Origin of the sequence: Streptomyces sp. NPDC015125, assembly GCF_043080045.1 — a bacterium.
In the GTDB taxonomy this organism is placed as follows: Bacteria; Actinomycetota; Actinomycetes; order Streptomycetales; family Streptomycetaceae; genus Streptomyces.
This window is the reverse complement of sequence record NZ_JBIBVF010000001.1, coordinates 606503-623607: the sequence shown is the minus strand read 5'-3', so window position 1 is coordinate 623607 and position 17105 is coordinate 606503. Positions and strand designations below refer to the sequence as shown.

The following is a 17105-nucleotide window of genomic DNA, read 5'->3' as shown; positions in this document are numbered from 1 at the left end:
GGGGCCCGGCTTCTCATCCGACGGGGCTTCTCACCCGACGGGCACGGCCCTCACCACCCGGGCTTCAGCCCTTGCGCCCCCGACGCAGCAGCTTCGGCAGCGACGCAGGCATGGGACGCCGGGTGATCGCGGGGGTCGCGAGCGGCGGCGCGGCGTGTGAGTCCTCCGGCATCTGCCCGGGGCGCTGCACCGTCTCCCCGGTCGGCTCCAGCCGCAGCACCCGGCACTCGCGCGCCCAGCGCTCCGTGAGGGTGCCGGCATCCGGCGCGTTGAGGCGCTTGCCCTTCAGCTCGTCGACGGCGGCCTGCCAGGCCTCGCTCTCCGGCGCCGGCTCGACGACGGCGGCCTGCCAGGCGATCAGCCGGCCGCCCTTGTCCTTGCTGCGTACGGTGACCGTCGCCGTACCGCCGTCGGTGAGCCCCAGGCCCTCCAGCGGCTGCTCGCCGGCGCCGTCCCCGACGAGGATGGCCGCTCCGTCGTGCCACAGATGCCACAGCGCCCGGGCCGGGCCGGCATTCCCCCGCACCCAGATGAGGCCGGACTTCTTGGTGGCCTCTTCGATGAGCGCCCGATCCTGCAGGGCCTGCGACACGGTCTCCGTCATACGGCCCAGCCTAATGGCCCCGCACCGGGCGGTCGGGGGCCGCCCGGGCGCTGGGACGCGGCCGGCCCGGACCCCGCCCGGTCCGCGTCACAGCCACCCGTTGCGCTTGAACCCGCGGTGGATGCCGAAGCAGATGGCGACCGTCACCAGCATCATGGCCGGATAGCCGAACTTCCAGTGCAGCTCGGGCATGTAGTCGAAGTTCATGCCGTAGATCCCGGCGATCATGGTGGGGACGGCGAAGATCGCCGCCCACGCCGTGATCTTGCGCATGTCCTCGTTCTGCGCGACGGCCGCCTGCGCGAGGTTCGCCTGCAGGATGGAGTTGAGCAGATCGTCGAAGGACAGCACCTGCTCGTTGACCCGTGCCAGGTGGTCGGCGACGTCCCGGAAGTACTTCTGGATGTCGGAGTCGACCAGTCGCATCGGACGCTCGCTCAGCAGCTGCATCGGTCGCAGCAGCGGCGACACCGCGCGCTTGAACTCCAGTACCTCACGCTTGAGTTGGTAGATCCGCCCGGCGTCGCCGCCCTTGGGGGAGCCCTTGCCGCCGGGGCCCTTGCCGTTGGTGCCCGAGCTGAAGACGTCGATCTCCACCTCGTCGATATCGTCCTGGACCGCGCCGGCCACCGCCATATAGCCGTCGACGACCTGGTCGGCGATCGCGTGCAGCACCGCGGACGGCCCCTTGGCCAGCAGCTCCGGGTCGTCCTGCAGCCGGTGCCGCAGCGCGCGCAGCGAGCCCTGGCCGCCGTGCCGCACGGTGACGATGAAGTCCCGGCCGGTGAAGCACATCACCTCACCGGTCTCCACCACCTCACTGGTGGCGGTCAGCTCGGTGTGCTCGACGTAGTGCACCGTCTTGAAGACGGTGAACAGGGTCTCGTCGTAGCGCTCCAGCTTCGGCCGCTGGTGGGCGTGCACGGCGTCCTCGACGGCGAGCGGGTGCAGCCCGAACTCCTGGGCGATACCGGCGAATTCGGCCTCGGTGGGCTCGTGCAGCCCGATCCAGGCGAAGCCGCCCCCGGAGCGGACCGAGGCCATCGCCTCGGCCGGGGTGACGTGCTCGCTCACCCGGCGGCCCTCGCGGTACACACCGCAGTCGACGATGGCGCTGTTCGTGCAGGCCGGGGCGGACTTTTCGTAGCGGTACGGGGTGTCGTCGCGCCGCCGGGACGGGCGGACGGCGGCACGCAGGTCACGGATCATCGACATGGCAGGCTCCTTCACGGGCCGGCCGTCAGTGGCGAGCGCGGGGCGCAACGCTGCCCGGAACGTGGACGTACGAGGCGTCATCGGCTGTACGTCCGCAAAGCGGGCGGCGCTCGTGCGGGGGCACTGACGGCAGTTCGCAGAAAACACGGAACAAAGAGTCGAAGGCGCTCTTCCGTCATCTACATCCGGCGCAAAGGTGCTTCCCTGGTTTCGCCGCTGAGCGGCGGGGTACGGAAGCTCTCGGATCAGGAGATTCGCTGCGCGAAGGGGATGACAGGAGAACTATCGGTACTGCACGGTCGACTCGGATCCACCGCAGCCCCACCTCCTCCGGCCGGTCCCCGTTGGGGGACGACGTCATTCCCTGAGCAGACGGCAAGGCTATCAGCCGCCTGAAGTGTTACGGCGCCGCTTTGCCCGTTCCATACGAAGAACGGGGACGCTGCGACGGGTCCCCGGACGGAGCCCGGGGCAAGCCCGTGGAGCGGTGGCGGCCGGGCGAAGGGCCCCGGCCTATGCTCACGGCATGTCTGACGTTCTTGAGCTGGTCGAGGCCCGGTTGCGGACGACCCTGGGCGAGCCGGACGCGCGCGCCGCCGTCACGTTCCTCGGCACCGACCGTATCGAGGTCCTCCGCTTCGTGGACAACGGGGTGGTGCGCTACGCCACGCTCGGGATGTCCGCGCAGCCCATGGCCGATCCCACCGCCGTGCTGGCCGATCCGCTGCGCGGTCCGCGTGCCGAACTCCTGCTGTCCGTACGCGCCGGCCGCGTGGAGAGCGACAAGGTGCTCAGGCCGCTCGCCGTGCTCGCCGCGTCGCCGCAGGTCGAGGGGGTGGTGGTGGCTCCCGGAGCCTCGCTGGACGTGGGGGAGCCGCTGTGGCCGGGGGCGGCTTTCACCTCGGTTCTGGTCGCCTCGCCCGGGGGGCTCGTCGAGGACCTCGCACTCGATGAGCCGCGGGAGCCGGTCCGCTTTCTGCCGCTGTTGCCGATGACGCCCAACGAGGCCGCCTGGAAGCGAGTGCACGGCGCCGAGGCCCTGGAGAAGCGCTGGCTGGAGCACGGCACGGATCTGCGCGACCCGCTGCGTACGGGCGTACCGCTCGACTGAGCCGCGCGCGGCAGCGCAGCGGCGCGCCCCGTCCGCCCTCGGGAGAGAGGCCGGACGGGGCGTCAGTTTCTTTGCGCAGGTGCGCAGGTGCGCAGGTGCGCAGGTGCGCAGGCGGGTGGGCGGATGGGCAGGCGGACGGGCGTGGCGAGGCCGGTCCGCCCGCCTCAGTCGGCGAAGACCGCGACCGCGTCCTGTCCGGCGTGCCGCGGCGCCGGTGCCTCGGCCTCGATGGTCAGTGCCCGCCGCCGGACGGCGACGACGCCGGCGCCGATCGCCGCGGCGACGGCCGCGACCACGAAGGGGAGGTGGATATCGCTCCACTCCTCGATCTTGGGCGCGAGGAACGGTGCGGCCGCGGCCGCGAACCACCGTACGAAGTTGTAGCCGGCGCTCGCCACGGGGCGCGGCGCGTCCGAGACGCCCAGGGCCAACTCCGTGAAGACGGTGTTGTTCAGGCCGATGAAGGCGCCGGAGAGGACCGTGCAGACGGTGGCGGTGGTGTGGTCGCCGTAGCCCAGCACGATCAGGTCGGCCGCGAGCAGCAGCAGCGAGCCGCCCAGCACCTTCAGCGAGCCGAAGCGGCGCTGCAGCCGGGGCGCCACGATCACCGAGAACACCGCGAGCAGCACTCCCCAGGCGAAGAAGACCCCGCCGGACTTGTACGGCGACATGTTCAGCACGAACGGGGTGAAGGCCAGCACCGTGAAGAACGCGTAGTTGTAGCAGAACGCGGCGACGGCGGTGGAGGCCAGGCCGCCGTGGCCGAGTGCCTTGAGCGGGTCGAGAAGCGAGGTCTTGGTCGCCGGCTTCGGCTGCTCCTTGAGGAAGGCCGTGATGGCGAGGAAGCCGAGGGCCATCAGGGCGGCGGTGCCGAAGAACGGGTAGCGCCACTTCATATCGCCGAGGATCGCGCCGAGCAGCGGGCCGCAGGCCATGCCGAGGCCGAGCGCGGACTCGTAGAGCAGGATCGCCGCCGCGGAGCCCCCGGCCGCCGCGCCCACGATGACCGCCAGCGACGTCGAGACGAACAGGGCGTTGCCCAGGCCCCAGCCGGCCCGGAAGCCGACGAGCTCGCCGACCGACCCCGACATGCCGGAGAGCGCGGCGAAGACCACCACCAGTGCCAGGCCGGCCAGCAGCGTCCGACGGCCGCCGATGCGGCTGGAGACGAAGCCGGTGACGAGCATCGCGACGGCCGTGATCAGGAAGTAGGAGGTGAAGAGGAGGGAGACCTGGCTGTTGGTGGCGTGCAGGCCCCGGGCGATCGAGGGGAGGATCGGGTCGACGAGGCCGATGCCCATGAAGGCCACGACCGAGGCGCCCGCCGTGGCCCATACGGCCTTCGGCTGGCGGAGGACGGACGTGCCGCGCTCGCCGGACGGATCGTCCGCGCCGCTGCCGTGGCCGCTGCCCTGCGTGCCTCTCATGCTGCGGATCCCCTTCCCGTTGCCGGTTGCGTATCCCTGATCCCCGCGGTCCCGCCGGACGGTCGAGATCGTTGATATTTACACACGATAAGTTAGGTACACTAAAGAGTGCAAGTAGCAACTACTTTCCGGCCGGACGGAGTGGATGGCGCGAAGTGGTCAAATGCGCGGCGGCGTACGTGATTCGGGGCACACCGGTGAGGTGATCGTCCTTGACGCGGCGGCGGGCCAGGAGGACCGTGGATGCCTATGAGGGGCGAACCCAGTTGCCCGAAGTGCGGAGGCCGGGTACGGGCGCCCGGTCTCTTCTCCGACACCTGGCAGTGCGCGCTGCACGGCACCGTGCACCCACTCCAGCCCGTCGTCCCGCCGAGCGTCGAGGCGCTCGGCGTTGTGGTGCACCGCGCGCAGGTGCCCGTGTGGATGCCCTGGCCGCTGCCGGTCGGCTGGCTGTTCACCGGCGTGGCCTGTGCCGGTGACGACCGCAGCGGCGGGCGCGCGACCGCGGTGGCCTGCACGGGCCCCGGACCGCTCGGCGGCCCCGGCGAACTGCTGCTGATCGCCGAGGAACTGGGCGTCGGCCTCGGCGCGCGCTACGCCGGTATCGACGGTCCCGACCCCGGCCCCCATATGTGCGTGGACAAACCGCCGCACGCCAAGGTGCTGGCCGCCGGCCGCCCGACCGCGTTGTGGCATGTCGACGATGCGCCTGCGGACCGTGCGGTCTTCGCGGGCGAGGCGCGCGGGCTGTGGCTCTGGGCGATCGCCTGGCCCGAGCAGTCGGGGCTGCTGTTGTACGACGAGCTGGTGCTGACCGATCTGCGCGAGGCGGGCGCCGAGGTGGATCTGCTGCCGTGCGGGGCCATCTCGCCGCGGATTCTGGGCTGAGGGCCGGTCGCCGGCGGCGGAGGCGGCCCAGGCCTGGACGTCGGGGATGTGGACGCCGGGGACGTGGACGCCGGAGGTGTGGACGCCGGGGATGTGGACGTCGGAGATGTGGACGCCGGGGTGGTGTCCCTCACCGTCCGATGGGCCATGGGCGCTACCGGCCGCCCGGTATCCTTCTGGGGTCCCCTTACGGTGTACCTTCCCCCGGCCGCCTGCCGGGCCGCCGTCCCGTATCCGACCCGTATCCGTCCCGCAGCAGTCTGGAGTCCGCGTCGTGCGTATCGATCTGCACACCCACTCCACGGCGTCCGACGGTACGGACACCCCCGCGGAGCTGGTGCGGGGCGCCGCGGCCGGGGGGCTGGACGTCGTCGCGCTGACCGACCACGACACCGTCGGCGGGCATGCCGAGGCGCGGGCCGCGCTGCCTGCGGGACTGACGCTGGTCACCGGCGCCGAACTCTCCTGCCGGCTCGACGGGGTGAGCCTCCATATGCTCGCCTACCTCTTCGACCCCGAGGAGCCGGAGTTCGCCCGTGAGCGCGAGCTGGTGCGGGACGACCGGGTGCCGCGGGCCAAGGGGATGGTCGCCAAGCTGCGAGAGCTCGGTGTGCCGGTGACCTGGGAGCAGGTCGCCCGGATCGCCGGCGACGGCGCCGTGGGCCGGCCGCATATCGCCACCGCCCTCGTCGACCTGGGCGTGGTCGGCTCCGTCTCGGACGCCTTCACCTCCGAGTGGCTCGCCAACGACGGGCGGGCGTACGTGGAGAAGCACGAGCTCGACCCGTTCGACGCGATCCGGCTGGTCAAGGCCGCCGGCGGGGTCACCGTCTTCGCGCATCCGCTGGCCGTCAAGCGCGGCTCCTGCGTACCGGAGAGCGCGATCGCCGAACTCGCCGCGGCCGGCCTCGACGGCATCGAGGTCGACCACATGGACCACGAGGCGCCGACCCGCGCGCGGCTGCGCGGCCTGGCCGCCGACCTCGGCCTGCTGGCCACCGGCTCCAGCGACTACCACGGCAGCCGCAAGACCTGCCGCCTCGGCGAATACACCACCGACCCCGAGATCTACGGCGAGATCGTGCGCCGCGCGACCGGCGCCTTCCCCGTTCCCGGCACGGGCGGCTGAGCCCGCCGCGGCCGGCGGCCGCCGCGCACGCCCCGTATCCCGGGACTCCACCGACACCGGCCCGGTGCCGCCGGGCGGTCCGGATACCGCCCTGCACCCGCCGTTGCCCGCCGACCTTCCTCCCTCCCTCCCTCCCTCCCTTGGCTGCCTTACGGATCCGCGCCCGCGCGCCGCCCGTGGGCGTTCGTCCCGTACCACCTCTCGCAAGGCCTTCACCGTGTTCGACATCGCTGTCTTCAGTACGCTCTTCGTCACCCTCTTCGTGATCATGGATCCGCCGGGTATCACTCCGATCTTTCTGGGCCTGACCTCCGGCCGGCCCGCCAAGGTGCAGCGCCGGATGGCCTGGCAGGCGGCCACCGTCGCGTTCTGCGTCATCGCCGTCTTCGGCCTCTTCGGCCGGCAGATCCTGGGGCGGCTGCACATCTCGACGCCCGCGCTGATGATCGCGGGCGGGCTGCTGCTCCTGCTGGTCGCGCTGGATCTGCTGACCGGGAAGTCGGAGGAGCCGACCCAGACCAAGGACGTCAATGTGGCGCTGGTGCCGCTGGGTATGCCGCTGCTGGCCGGGCCGGGCGCGATCGTGTCGGTGATCCTCGCGGTGCAGCATGCGCACGGCTTCGCCGCACAGCTCTCCGTCTGGACGGCGATCGCGGCGATCCATGTGGTGCTCTATCTGGTGATGCGGTTCTCGCTGGTGATCATCCGTGTGATCAAGGACGGCGGAGTGGTCCTGGTGACGCGGCTGGCGGGCATGATGCTCTCCGCCCTCGCGGTGCAGCAGATCATCAACGGCGTGCTGCAGGTGATCCGGGGAGCGTGACGCCCGCCCGGGCTCCGGGAGCCGGCCGTGGACACCGCAGCGCCCCCGTACGACGTACCGGGGTTCCAGTCGTCATACGGGGGCGCTCGTGCGGTGCGGCCGTGCCGTGGGCCCGGCCGGCGGCGTGCTCGCGTCGTCGGGCGGCGGAGTGGGCGTTAGCGGGCGGCGGTGCCGGCCGGGCGGATGTAGATGCGCTGGCCCGTTGCGGCGGCCTGCTGCACGATCCGGTTGACGGAGGCGGCGTCCACGACGGTGCTGTCCACGGCGGTGCCGTCGACATCGTCCAGGCGCATGATCTCGAAGCGCATACGGCTTCTCCCTTCGTCTGATCCTCCTGCGGAGAACTCTTGGGTATACGAGCTGCCCGGCGTCGCTGCCGGGCGCTCCGTCCATGTACAACGACCTGCCCAGTGCAATCATTCCCTACGCTAAAGAAAAATTTCGACGGCCTAAGTACGAAGGGGGAGCGCGGTTGTGCCCGCGGAGTGACCGCCCGGAGAATAGGTCGGGTATGAACGATGTCCAGCCCACGGGCCACACCGACCTCACCGCGCTCGCCGCCGGGATCGAGCGCACCAACGAGCTGCTCACCCGGGTGCTCGCGGAGGTCGCCACCACCCCGTCCACCCATGCGGCCTTCGTGGACGCGGGCTATGTCTACGCCGCGGCGGGACGGCTGGTCACCGGCACGGAGGACCGCAAGGCATTCGATCTCGATGCCGAAGGGATCATCGAGGCCTTTATCGACAAGGCCCGGATGATCTTCCCGGACAGCCGGTTGCTGCGCGTCTACTGGTACGACGGCGCCCGCCGCCGGATCCACACCCAGGAACAGCAGCGAATCGCCGAGCTGCCCGATGTGAAGGTCAGGCTCGGCAACCTCAACGCCAACAACCAGCAGAAGGGCGTCGACTCCCTGATCCGTTCCGACCTGGAGTCGCTGGCCCGGCACCGCGCGATCAGCGATGCGGTGCTCATCGGCGGCGACGAGGACCTGGTCTCCGCGGTGGAGGCGGCGCAGGGCTATGGCGCACGGGTGCATCTGTGGGGCATCGAAGCCTCGGGCGGCCGCAACCAGGCCGAGCCGCTGCTGTGGGAGGTCGACAGCGCGCGCACCTTCGACCTGGAGTTCTGCAAGCCGTACGTCACCCGGCGGATCGGCGTCGAATACAGCGACCAGACGGTGGGTGAGGGGCCCGCGCCCAGCCGTGAGGAGGTCCGCTTCGTCGGCGCACAGGTCGCCGCGCAGTGGCTGTCGGAGCGCGGCCGCGAGTGGGTGGCCGGGCTGCTGCCGGGCCATCCGTATCTGCCGGGCGCCGTCGACCAGGAACTCCTGACCGCCGCGGAGGCGCTGCTGCGGCACTCCCTGCGCAGCCATGCCGATCTGCGGCGGGTTCTGCGCGACGGCTTCTGGGACCACGTCCAGGGGCAGTACTAGGCCGGTACCAGGGCATTGCCGGGCCACTACCGGGCCTGTAGGTACCAGGCCCGTGCCAAGCCCGTTCGTCACACTCCCGGCTGCCCCGCGCGCGGGGCAGGCCGCTCAGGCCCTCGCCAGCAGCTCGGTGAGGCGGTCGAAGAAGCCTGCCCAGCCCGCCTCCGCCTGGCGGTACTGCTCGGAGGTGAGGTTGCCGCCGAGCTGGCGGAAGGCCATCTCCGTACGGTCGCCGAGATCGGTCAGGGTGACCCGGACGATCTCGCCCTCGGAGCTCGGTGCGGACGCGTCCTTGAGGGTGAACTCCAGCCGTTCCGGGGCGGCCACCTCGCGGTAGACCCCGGAGAACGGCAGCTCGCCGCCGTCCGGGGTGCGCATGACCAGCGTCCAGACCCCGCCCGGCCGGGCGTCCATCGTCATCCGCTCGACCGGCACCGCCAGCTCCCCGCCGAACCAGTACGCGAAGTGCTCGGGCGTCGTCCACGCCTCGAAGACCAGCTCACGGCGGGCGTCGAAGGTCCGGTTGAGCGCGATGCCGTGGGGGTCGTCCTCGGCGCCGGCCGGGGGAGTCGACGGATTCTCGGTCATGGTCGAGCCCTTCGTGCGAAGCGGTGCCGGCCGGGCGCCGGTGGGGCCCGCCTTCCTCGATGCTCGCCGAACCACCCCGTGCTGTCCTGGCGACACCGTCCGCTCGGCCCACACGGGAGGCTCGGCCCACACGCGAGGCTCGGCCCACACGCGAGGCTCAGCCCACACGCGAGGCTCGGCCCGCACGCGAGGCTCAGCCCACACCGCTCCAGAACCCGGCGAGCGCCTCGGCCGTCTTCTGCGGACGTTCGGCGTTGGGGGAGTGTTCGGCGCCCTCGATGACGGTCCGTCGGGCGGACAGCCGCTCGGCCATCGCATCCATCGACGGCACCGGCCAGGCATAGTCGACGGCGCCGGAGACCACATGCGTGGCGAGCCCCGTACGGGCCAGCTCCGCTACCCGGTCGGGCTCCGTCAGCATCTGACGCCCGGTCGCGATCAGCTGCTCGGGAACGGTGTTCAGCCAACGGCGGTACAAGAACGCGCCGATCTCCGGCGGCGTCGACGCGTCCGCCGCCTCCGGAGGATCCAGCTCGCGCATCGCCCGCCAGATGCTCTCCATATCGAGCGTGCCGAGCGCCTCGATCAGCATCCGCACCCGGGCCTGCTGGGACGCCTCGATGGCGGCGGGCCCGGAGCTGAGCACGGTCAGCGAGCGGAACGGCGCCGCGTCGAGCAGCACGGCGGCCCGGGTGACCAACCCGCCCAGCGAGTGCCCCAGCAGATGCACCGGCCCGCCGTCCGGCTCCCGCAGGGCCCGCGCCTGGGCCAGCACGTCAAGGGCCAACTCCCTTTGTGCGTAAGCCCGTTCATCACGTGGCCCGGGAGACTCGTGCTGCCCGCGCCCGTCCACGGCGACCGCCCGGAAGCCGGCCGCGGCGAGCGGAGCCAGCAGGGCGACGAAGTCCTCCTTGCTGCCGGTGAATCCGGGCACCAGCAGGGCGGTCCCGATCGGTGCGGCATCGGGCCGGGCGTCCTGCACGGCGAAGGCACCGCGCTGGGTGTCGAGTCGGTACGCACGGGCGCACGGGGGGAGTGTGAGGGTGGGCGGCCTGCTCATGGGGTGAGGTTATCCGGGCCGGGCGGCAGAAGCGGGCCGGGGACGCCGACGACCCGGCGCCCGCACAGTGCGGGCGCCGGGTCGTCGCGCCGGGATCCCGGCGTCGGCCGGGGGAGGCTCAGCTCTCGGGCGTCGCCTCGGCGGCGGGGGCCTTGGCGCGGGTGCGACGGCGCACCGGCTTGGCCTCGGCGGTCTCCGTCGCCTCTGCGGCCGGCTTCGCCGTGGCGGCCTTGCGGGTCCGCTTGGGCTTCGCCGGGGCGTCCTCGGCGGCGGGTGCATCCGCCGCGGCCTTCGTGGTGGCCGCCGCCTTCCGCGTGCGCTTGGGCTTGGCCGGGGCGGCCTCGGCGGTGTCGACGGCGCTCTCGGCGGCCGGCTTGGCTGCGGCCTTGCGGGTCCGCTTGGGCTTGGCCGGCGTCTCCACGGCGGCCTCGGCCGTGTCCACCACGACCTCGGCGGCCTTGGGGGCTGCCTTGCGGGTCCGCTTCGGCTTGGCGGGAGCCTCCACCGCGGCGTCCGCGGTGTCGGTGACGGTTTCCGTCACCGCGGCCGGCGCCGTTGCCGCGGCGGCCTTGGCGGTGCTGCGGGTCCGGCGGCGCGGCTTGGCCGGCGCCTCGGCGGGCTCGGTCACGGCCGCGGACTCGGCGACGACCGCCGCGCCCTTCGCCGCCGCGAGCGCGCTCGCCGCGGTCTCGACGGTCTGAAAGCTCCCGGTGTCCTCCGGACGGACGGTGCGGGTACGGCGGCGGCGCGGCTTGGCGGGCTCGGCCGGAGCCTCGGTCGCCACGGCCGGAGCCTTGGTCGCCACGGCCGCAGCCTTGGTCGCCTTGGCGGCAGCCTCGGTCACCTTGGCCGGAGCCTCGGTCACCTTGGCGGGGGCGTTGCCGGCCTCGGTGGCCGGGGACGGAACGGCGGCTGCGCCCGCGGTCTGGCTGCCGCGGGTACGGCGACGCCGACGCGGCTGACGCGGCCCGGCGGCTTCCGCGCCCTCGGTGCCCTCGACGAGGACAGGCGACGCGGTCGCCGGTGCTTCGGCGGCGGCCGCCTCGTCCAGCGGCGTACCGCCACGGGTACGGCGGCGCTGGCGCGGCGTACGGGTGCGCTGGGGGCGCTCCTCCTCGACGACGGCGCCCTTACGGGGGCTGCGGCCGCGGCCCCCGGTCTCGCCCAGGTCCTCGACCTCTTCCGCGGCGAGCCCGGCCCGGGTGCGCTCGTTGCGCGGCAGCACGCCCTTGGTACCCGCGGGGATGTTCAGCTGCTCGTAGAGGTGCGGCGAGGTGGAGTAGGTCTCCTCCGGCTCGTCGAACGCCAGGTCCAGCGCCTTGTTGATCAGCTTCCAGCGCGGGATGTCGTCCCAGTCGACGAGGGTGACCGCGGTGCCCTTGGCACCCGCCCGGCCCGTACGGCCGATGCGGTGCAGGTAGGTCTTCTCCTCCTCGGGCGACTGGTAGTTGATGACATGGGTCACACCCTCGACGTCGATACCGCGGGCGGCGACGTCGGTGCAGACCAGGACATCGACCTTGCCGTTGCGGAAGGCGCGCAGCGCCTGCTCACGGGCGCCCTGGCCGAGGTCGCCGTGCACCGCGCCGGAGGCGAAGCCGCGGCGCGCGAGCTGGTCGGCGATATCGGCGGCGGTCCGCTTCGTACGGCAGAACACCATCGCCAGGCCCCGGCCCTCGGCCTGGAGGATGCGGGCGACCATCTCCGGCTTGTCCATGGAGTGGGCCCGGAAGACGTGCTGGGCGGTGTTGCGGACGGTCTGGCCCTCGTCGTCCGGCGCGGTGGCGCGGATGTGCGTGGGCTGCGACATATAGCGGCGGGCCAGGGAGATGACCTGGCCGGGCATGGTCGCGGAGAACAGCATCGTCTGGCGCTTGGCCGGCAGCAGCTGGATGATCTTCTCGACGTCGGGCAGGAAGCCCAGGTCGAGCATCTCGTCGGCCTCGTCCAGCACCAGGCTCTTGACCTGGGAGAGGTTCAGCTTGCGCTGACCGGCGAGGTCGAGCAGCCGGCCGGGCGTGCCGACGACGACGTCGACGCCCTTCTTCAGCGCCTCGACCTGCGGCTCGTAGGCCCGGCCGCCGTAGATCGCCAGGACGCGGACATTGCGCACCTTGCCGGCGGTGAGCAGATCGTTGGTGACCTGCTGGCACAGCTCACGGGTGGGCACGACCACCAGGGCCTGCGGCGCCTCGGTCAGCTGCTCGGGCTTGGCGCGGCCCGCCTCGACGTCGGCGGGGACCGTAACGCGCTCCAGGAGCGGCAGGCCGAAGCCCAGGGTCTTGCCCGTGCCGGTCTTGGCCTGGCCGATCACGTCGTTGCCGGAGAGGGCGACGGGGAGCGTCAGCTCCTGGATGGGAAAGGGGGAAATGATGCCGACGGCTTCCAGCGCCTCGGCCGTCTCGGGGAAAATTCCGAGGTCTCGAAATGTAGACAGAATCTTGCCTCTTCTGTGAGACGCGGCGGAAGGCGGCGAAGGGGGTCGTACCGCACCTTCGTACGGAGTCCGTACGGGGCCGGCCTGATGATGCGGCCGGTGGGGCGGGACCACTGCCAACGCTCAGGCACTCCTGCCGCGAGCGGTGTCCCTCTTGCCGCGCGTATGTCTGCTACGCGCCGCATCAGAGGGCGGTCGGTTTGGAGCCGATCGGGCCACCGACCGGGCATCCGCTTCGTGGAACGACCCACCGATACTCGGCAGGTCCAAATACCACTGTACCCCGGATATGGCGCGCCCATCCGAAGGCTTGTATGAGTGAGGAATACATCACGGCCCGACGCGGCATCGGGACACGGGCTCCGACCGCCGTTCGTACGGGTGAACGGGAGTGGCTGACCAGGGCCTTCCCCGGGCGCCCGAGCGGGCTATTGTGCCGGTCATGGGAACGCCTGACAACGCCGCTGCTGACGCGCACACACATACCGGGATCGCCGCCCAGGACTGGGCGCAGGCATCCGCCGACCCCCAGTACCGGGCCGCCGTGATCGATCTGCTCGGCGCGCTCGCCTATGGCGAGCTGTCCGCCTTCGAGCGCCTGGCGGAGGACGCCAAGCTCGCGCCGACGATGGACGACAAGGCCGAGCTGGCCAAGATGGCCTCGGCCGAGTTCCACCACTTCGAGCGGCTGCGGGAGCGGCTCGCGCAGATCGAGGCGGAGCCGAACGAAGCGATGGAGCCGTTCGCCGCCGCGCTGGACGAGTTCCACCGCCAGACCGCGCCGTCGGACTGGCTGGAGGGCCTGGTCAAGGCCTATGTCGGCGATTCGATCGCCAGTGACTTCTACCGCGAGGTCGCGGCCCGGCTGGACTCCGACACCCGTGGTCTGGTGCTGGCCGTGCTGGACGACACCGGGCACGCCACGTTCGCCGTGGAGAAGGTGCGTGCGGCCATCGAGGCCGAGCCGCGGGTCGGCGGCCGTCTCGCGCTGTGGGCGCGCCGCCTGATGGGCGAGGCGCTCTCGCAGGCGCAGCGGGTCGTCGCGGACCGCGATGCGCTCTCCACCATGCTGGTGGGCGGGGTGGCCGACGGCTTCGACCTGGCCGAGGTGGGCCGGATGTTCTCGCGGATCACCGAGGCGCACACCAAGCGGATGGCGGCGCTGGGCCTCGCGGCCTGACCTGCGACGGGCGCGCCGGGCGGTTCAGGCCGTCCGGTGCCCCTTCAAGGGGGCGGCCGGCCGCCGGAGACGCCGGCGCGGCGGGCGCGCCACGACCGACAGCAGGGCCGCCCCGACGGCGATCGCGGCCACCATCACCTGGACGGGGTGGCCGGGGCCGAGGATCGAGCGGGTCAGCAGTGCGCCGAGCAGCGCCGCGACCGGGCCGGTCGCCAGCGTGAGGGTGCTTGCGGGGAACCGGTCGGGCAGCCATCGCGTGGCGGACAGGGCGATGGCGAAGCCGATGAGCACGGCGCCGAGCGCTTCCCAGATCATGCTGTTCCCTCCCACGTGACGATGCCGATCAGCTGAACAAATCGGTCACAGGCCGTCGTACCCAGGGGGCACCGGCAGCAACCCTCCCGCCGGCCGCCCCCTGCCTGATCAGCCCAGCCGGACCGACTCGAACGGTCCGATCTGCGAAAAAAGCGGCGGACGGGGGCCGGAAGCGGGCGGGGGGAAGCAGGGAGATGCGGCGGGCCGGCGCGCCGAAGCGGCGGGAAAAGGGCGGCGGCCCGGAGCGAAACCCCCGGGCCGCCGCCCTTGTCACCTGCGGGCGCCGCATCCGGCGCCCCCTGCTCAGAGCGCGCCGAACCCGACCTTGCGGGCGGTCTGCTCGCCGATCTCCACATAGGCCAGCCGGTCCGCCGGGACCAGGACCTTGCGACCGTGGTCGTCCACCAGGCTCAGCAGCTGTGACTTGCCGCCCAGCGCGTCGGACACCGCGCTCTCGACCTCTTCGGCAGACTGCCCGCTCTCCAGAACGATCTCGCGGGGTGCGTGCTGCACGCCGATCTTGACCTCCACGGCTTTTGTCCCTCCGACGGTCCGGGGATCCCCAGCGTCAGCTGGGGAAGGATGCGCGGTCATCCGCGCCGTACGCAGCACACATTAGCCCGGTCCGGGAATGCGCAGGACGCCCTGGAGCACGCCTGCAGCGAACACGGTCAGTGCGCGTCACTGCCGTGCAGCGGGAAGCCGGCGATGCCCTTCCATGCGAGCGAGGTCAGCAGCTGCACCGCGGTGTCCCGCGGAACCTTGCTCTCCGAGGACAGCCAGTACCGCGCCACCACCTGGGAGACACCGCCCAGGCCCACGGCGAGCAGCATCGACTCGTCCCGCGACAGGCCGGTGTCCTCGGCGATCACCGCGCTTATGGCCTCGGCGCACTCCAGCGACACCTTGTCCACGCGCTCGCGGACCGCCGGCTCATTGGTGAGGTCCGACTCGAACACCAGTCGGAAGGCGCCGCCCGGGTCCTCCACGTATGCGAAGTAGGCGTCCATGGTGGCGGCGACCCGCTGCTTGTTGTCGGTCGTCGACGCCAGCGCCGCACGCACCGAGTGCAGCAGGGCCTCGCAGTGCTGGTCCAGCAGGGCGAGGTAGAGGTCCAGCTTGCCCGGGAAGTGCTGGTAGAGCACGGGCTTGCTGACGCCCGCCCGCTCGGCGATGTCGTCCATCGCGGCCGCGTGGTAGCCCTGTGCGACGAAAACCTCCTGGGCGGCGCCCAGAAGCTGATTGCGCCGGGCCCGTCGTGGCAGGCGTGTGCCCCGCGGGCGCGCCGCCTCGGTCTGCTCGATGGCGCTCACGCTGCCTCCCAGAAGTTGTTCCGTACGCGGTCCGTACAAGGTGGTGCACCGCGCCCGCCATCGTACTTTTGGGTAACCCGGCTGTGCGCGTTCGAGGCCGAGAATTTCTGCCCGGCACCCCTCTCGGAAGCCGACAAAACGTCCCAGGTCATCGGTATTCGTCTTCGTTGAGCTCCACGACACGGGCCTGTTCGGCGAGATCTGCCTCGTTCGCCTCGTCCGGATCGTGGACGGTCAGCGGCTCGTCGTGCTGCGGTGCGAGATCGGCGTACTGCTCGGCGGTGTCCGCTTCGGGTGCTTCGACGTCGATATCGGTGGCGTCGCTCTCGTCAGCGAAGGTCTCCGGGTCTGTCGGGTCGACGCGCATGGTGGCTCCCTTTCCCGCGTGCTCGATCGTCGGCTGGTGCCTGGCATGAAAGCAGGGGCCGGGGCGGCTGCCCTCGCCTACGAGCGTAGGAGAGTGGCCGCGGCAGCGCGATGCGGTGTGTGACCGCGGACACACGATCGGGGGCGTGATCGTCTCGTAACATCGTTCCCATGTCTTCGACCGAGTCGCCGGACACCGCGACCGCCGCTCTCCCGGTGCCACCGGCCGGCCCCGGCCGGCACGGCGGAGCGGAGACGGCACACACCGTGACCCTGCCGGGCCTGACGCTGACCGTACGGGCACCGGCCGGGCTGCCCGCGCGAGGCGACGACGGAGAAGACGGCGCCGCGGGCGACGGCGCCGCGGGGGAGCGCGAGCGCGCGCTCTACGTCCACGGCCTCGGCGGCTCCTCGCAGAACTGGTCGGACCTGATGCCGCTGCTCGCCGACCGGGTGGACGGCGAGGCGATCGACCTGCCCGGCTTCGGCCACTCACCGCCGCCCGGCGACGGCAACTACTCCGTCTCCGCGCAGGCCCGCGCGGTCATCCGGTACCTCGACGCGGCCGGGCGCGGCCCCGTGCACCTCATCGGCAATTCCATGGGCGGTGCCGCGTCGACCCGGGTGGCGGCGGTGCGGCCCGACCTCGTCCGCACCCTGACGCTGATCTCCCCGGCGCTGCCCGAGGTGCCGCCGCAGCTGACCGCGGTGCCCACGGCGCTGCTCGCCGTCCCCGGTATCGCCGGGCTCTTCGGCCGGCTCACCCATGACTGGACGCCCGAGCGCCGTACCCGCGAGGTGCTGGCGCTCTGTTACGGCGACCCCGGCCGGGTCAGCCCGGAAGGGTTCAACGCCGCGGCCGAGGAATATGCGCGACGGCTGGAACTCCCGTATTTCTGGGAGGTGATGGAGCGCTCCGCCCGCGGTCTGGTGAACGCCTACACGCTGGGCGGACAGCATAATTTGTGGCGTCAGGCAGAGAGAGTGCTCGCCCCCACCCTTCTCGTCTACGGTGGACGCGACCGTCTGGTCTCCTTCCGGATGGCGCGGCGGGCGGCCGCGGCATTCCGCGGTTCGCGACTGCTGACGCTGCCGGAGGCGGGGCATGTGGCGATGATGGAGTACCCGGAGACAGTGGCGCGGGCCGTCCGCGAACTGCTCGACAGTGAAGTGACCGATGTGACCGCTGATGCGGGCAGGAGCTGACACGCCCC

18 protein-coding genes are annotated in these 17105 nt (G+C 71.9%); 7 read left to right on the top strand and 11 right to left on the bottom strand.

The annotated features are described in order from the left end of the window. Positions 1 to 64 precede the first annotated feature (64 nt). Together ACF088_RS02665 and ACF088_RS02660 are read right to left on the bottom strand one after the other, a co-directional pair. The gene (locus ACF088_RS02665; RefSeq protein WP_392373541.1) at positions 65 to 604 is read right to left on the bottom strand and encodes a hypothetical protein; all 540 of its coding nucleotides are present in this window, start codon (positions 602 to 604) and stop codon (positions 65 to 67) included. Positions 605 to 691: 87 nt separating this feature from the next. Then, entirely contained in the window at positions 692 to 1819 is a 1128-nt protein-coding gene (locus tag ACF088_RS02660) for a magnesium and cobalt transport protein CorA (protein WP_392373540.1), read from the bottom strand. Positions 1820 to 2345: 526 nt separating this feature from the next. Here ACF088_RS02660 and ACF088_RS02655 point away from each other — a divergent pair. Then, entirely contained in the window at positions 2346 to 2930 is a 585-nt protein-coding gene (locus tag ACF088_RS02655; protein WP_088799787.1) for a suppressor of fused domain protein, read from the top strand. 164 nt (positions 2931 to 3094) lie between these two features. Here the strand turns inward: ACF088_RS02655 and ACF088_RS02650 are convergent, their stop codons facing one another. After that, positions 3095 to 4357 carry an MFS transporter gene (locus tag ACF088_RS02650; RefSeq protein ID WP_392373539.1) on the bottom strand — a complete coding sequence of 421 codons (1263 nt, stop codon included), beginning with the start codon at positions 4355 to 4357 and terminating at the stop codon, positions 3095 to 3097. 249 nt (positions 4358 to 4606) lie between these two features. On the opposite strand from ACF088_RS02650, the gene ACF088_RS02645 reads away from it, so the two are divergent. From ACF088_RS02645 to ACF088_RS02635, 3 genes are all read left to right on the top strand, one after another. Continuing rightward, on the top strand, positions 4607 to 5245 hold the full coding sequence (locus ACF088_RS02645) for a DUF6758 family protein (RefSeq protein ID WP_392373975.1): 639 nt from the start codon (positions 4607 to 4609) through the stop codon (positions 5243 to 5245). A gap of 274 nt (positions 5246 to 5519) precedes the next feature. Further along, entirely contained in the window at positions 5520 to 6374 is an 855-nt protein-coding gene (locus ACF088_RS02640; protein ID WP_392373538.1) for a PHP domain-containing protein, read from the top strand. A 217-nt stretch (positions 6375 to 6591) separates the two neighbouring features. Next, positions 6592 to 7197 (top strand): MarC family protein, encoded by a 606-nt coding sequence (locus ACF088_RS02635; RefSeq protein ID WP_392373537.1) that lies wholly within the window; start codon positions 6592 to 6594, stop codon positions 7195 to 7197. Positions 7198 to 7352: 155 nt separating this feature from the next. Here the strand turns inward: ACF088_RS02635 and ACF088_RS02630 are convergent, their stop codons facing one another. Beyond that, positions 7353 to 7505, bottom strand: coding sequence for a hypothetical protein (locus ACF088_RS02630; protein WP_390713848.1), 153 nt, complete (start codon positions 7503 to 7505; stop codon positions 7353 to 7355). A 203-nt stretch (positions 7506 to 7708) separates the two neighbouring features. Here ACF088_RS02630 and ACF088_RS02625 point away from each other — a divergent pair, with 203 nt between their 5' ends. Then, a complete protein-coding gene (locus ACF088_RS02625; protein ID WP_392373536.1) occupies positions 7709 to 8635 on the top strand; it encodes an NYN domain-containing protein in 927 nt (308 codons plus the stop codon). Between the two features lie 105 nt (positions 8636 to 8740). Here ACF088_RS02625 and ACF088_RS02620 read toward each other — a convergent pair whose 3' ends face one another. From ACF088_RS02620 to ACF088_RS02610, 3 genes are all read right to left on the bottom strand, one after another. Next, positions 8741 to 9220, bottom strand: a complete 480-nt coding sequence (locus tag ACF088_RS02620) for an SRPBCC domain-containing protein (protein ID WP_392373535.1) — start codon at positions 9218 to 9220, stop codon at positions 8741 to 8743. Positions 9221 to 9413: 193 nt separating this feature from the next. Next, positions 9414 to 10280 carry an alpha/beta fold hydrolase gene (locus ACF088_RS02615; protein ID WP_392373534.1) on the bottom strand — a complete coding sequence of 289 codons (867 nt, stop codon included), beginning with the start codon at positions 10278 to 10280 and terminating at the stop codon, positions 9414 to 9416. 118 nt (positions 10281 to 10398) lie between these two features. Next, positions 10399 to 12594, bottom strand: a complete 2196-nt coding sequence (locus ACF088_RS02610; RefSeq protein WP_392373533.1) for a DEAD/DEAH box helicase — start codon at positions 12592 to 12594, stop codon at positions 10399 to 10401. Between the two features lie 565 nt (positions 12595 to 13159). Here ACF088_RS02610 and ACF088_RS02605 point away from each other — a divergent pair. Next, positions 13160 to 13897, top strand: coding sequence for a ferritin-like fold-containing protein (locus ACF088_RS02605; protein ID WP_392373532.1), 738 nt, complete (start codon positions 13160 to 13162; stop codon positions 13895 to 13897). Between the two features lie 24 nt (positions 13898 to 13921). Here the strand turns inward: ACF088_RS02605 and ACF088_RS02600 are convergent, their stop codons facing one another. From ACF088_RS02600 to ACF088_RS02585, 4 genes are all read right to left on the bottom strand, one after another. Further along, positions 13922 to 14212 (bottom strand): hypothetical protein, encoded by a 291-nt coding sequence (locus ACF088_RS02600; protein WP_392373531.1) that lies wholly within the window; start codon positions 14210 to 14212, stop codon positions 13922 to 13924. A 303-nt stretch (positions 14213 to 14515) separates the two neighbouring features. Continuing rightward, positions 14516 to 14743, bottom strand: coding sequence for a DUF3107 domain-containing protein (locus ACF088_RS02595; RefSeq protein ID WP_392373530.1), 228 nt, complete (start codon positions 14741 to 14743; stop codon positions 14516 to 14518). Between the two features lie 140 nt (positions 14744 to 14883). Beyond that, positions 14884 to 15525 carry a TetR/AcrR family transcriptional regulator gene (locus tag ACF088_RS02590; protein WP_392373529.1) on the bottom strand — a complete coding sequence of 214 codons (642 nt, stop codon included), beginning with the start codon at positions 15523 to 15525 and terminating at the stop codon, positions 14884 to 14886. 148 nt (positions 15526 to 15673) lie between these two features. Continuing rightward, positions 15674 to 15892, bottom strand: a complete 219-nt coding sequence (locus tag ACF088_RS02585) for a hypothetical protein (protein ID WP_392373528.1) — start codon at positions 15890 to 15892, stop codon at positions 15674 to 15676. Between the two features lie 170 nt (positions 15893 to 16062). Between ACF088_RS02585 and ACF088_RS02580 the strand changes: the two genes are divergently transcribed. Further along, positions 16063 to 17097 (top strand): alpha/beta fold hydrolase, encoded by a 1035-nt coding sequence (locus ACF088_RS02580; RefSeq protein WP_392373527.1) that lies wholly within the window; start codon positions 16063 to 16065, stop codon positions 17095 to 17097. Positions 17098 to 17105: the final 8 nt, after the last annotated feature.

Coding starts and splice junctions, on each gene's coding strand:
- ACF088_RS02665 (WP_392373541.1), bottom strand. CDS start 604: ATGACGGAGACCGTGTCGCAGGCCCTGCAGGATCGGGCGCTCATCGAA.
- ACF088_RS02660 (WP_392373540.1), bottom strand. CDS start 1,819: ATGTCGATGATCCGTGACCTGCGTGCCGCCGTCCGCCCGTCCCGGCGG.
- ACF088_RS02655 (WP_088799787.1), top strand. CDS start 2,346: ATGTCTGACGTTCTTGAGCTGGTCGAGGCCCGGTTGCGGACGACCCTG.
- ACF088_RS02650 (WP_392373539.1), bottom strand. CDS start 4,357: ATGAGAGGCACGCAGGGCAGCGGCCACGGCAGCGGCGCGGACGATCCG.
- ACF088_RS02645 (WP_392373975.1), top strand. CDS start 4,607: ATGAGGGGCGAACCCAGTTGCCCGAAGTGCGGAGGCCGGGTACGGGCG.
- ACF088_RS02630 (WP_390713848.1), bottom strand. CDS start 7,505: ATGCGCTTCGAGATCATGCGCCTGGACGATGTCGACGGCACCGCCGTG.
- ACF088_RS02625 (WP_392373536.1), top strand. CDS start 7,709: ATGAACGATGTCCAGCCCACGGGCCACACCGACCTCACCGCGCTCGCC.
- ACF088_RS02620 (WP_392373535.1), bottom strand. CDS start 9,220: ATGACCGAGAATCCGTCGACTCCCCCGGCCGGCGCCGAGGACGACCCC.
- ACF088_RS02615 (WP_392373534.1), bottom strand. CDS start 10,280: ATGAGCAGGCCGCCCACCCTCACACTCCCCCCGTGCGCCCGTGCGTAC.
- ACF088_RS02605 (WP_392373532.1), top strand. CDS start 13,160: ATGGGAACGCCTGACAACGCCGCTGCTGACGCGCACACACATACCGGG.
- ACF088_RS02600 (WP_392373531.1), bottom strand. CDS start 14,212: ATGATCTGGGAAGCGCTCGGCGCCGTGCTCATCGGCTTCGCCATCGCC.
- ACF088_RS02585 (WP_392373528.1), bottom strand. CDS start 15,892: ATGCGCGTCGACCCGACAGACCCGGAGACCTTCGCTGACGAGAGCGAC.
- ACF088_RS02580 (WP_392373527.1), top strand. CDS start 16,063: ATGTCTTCGACCGAGTCGCCGGACACCGCGACCGCCGCTCTCCCGGTG.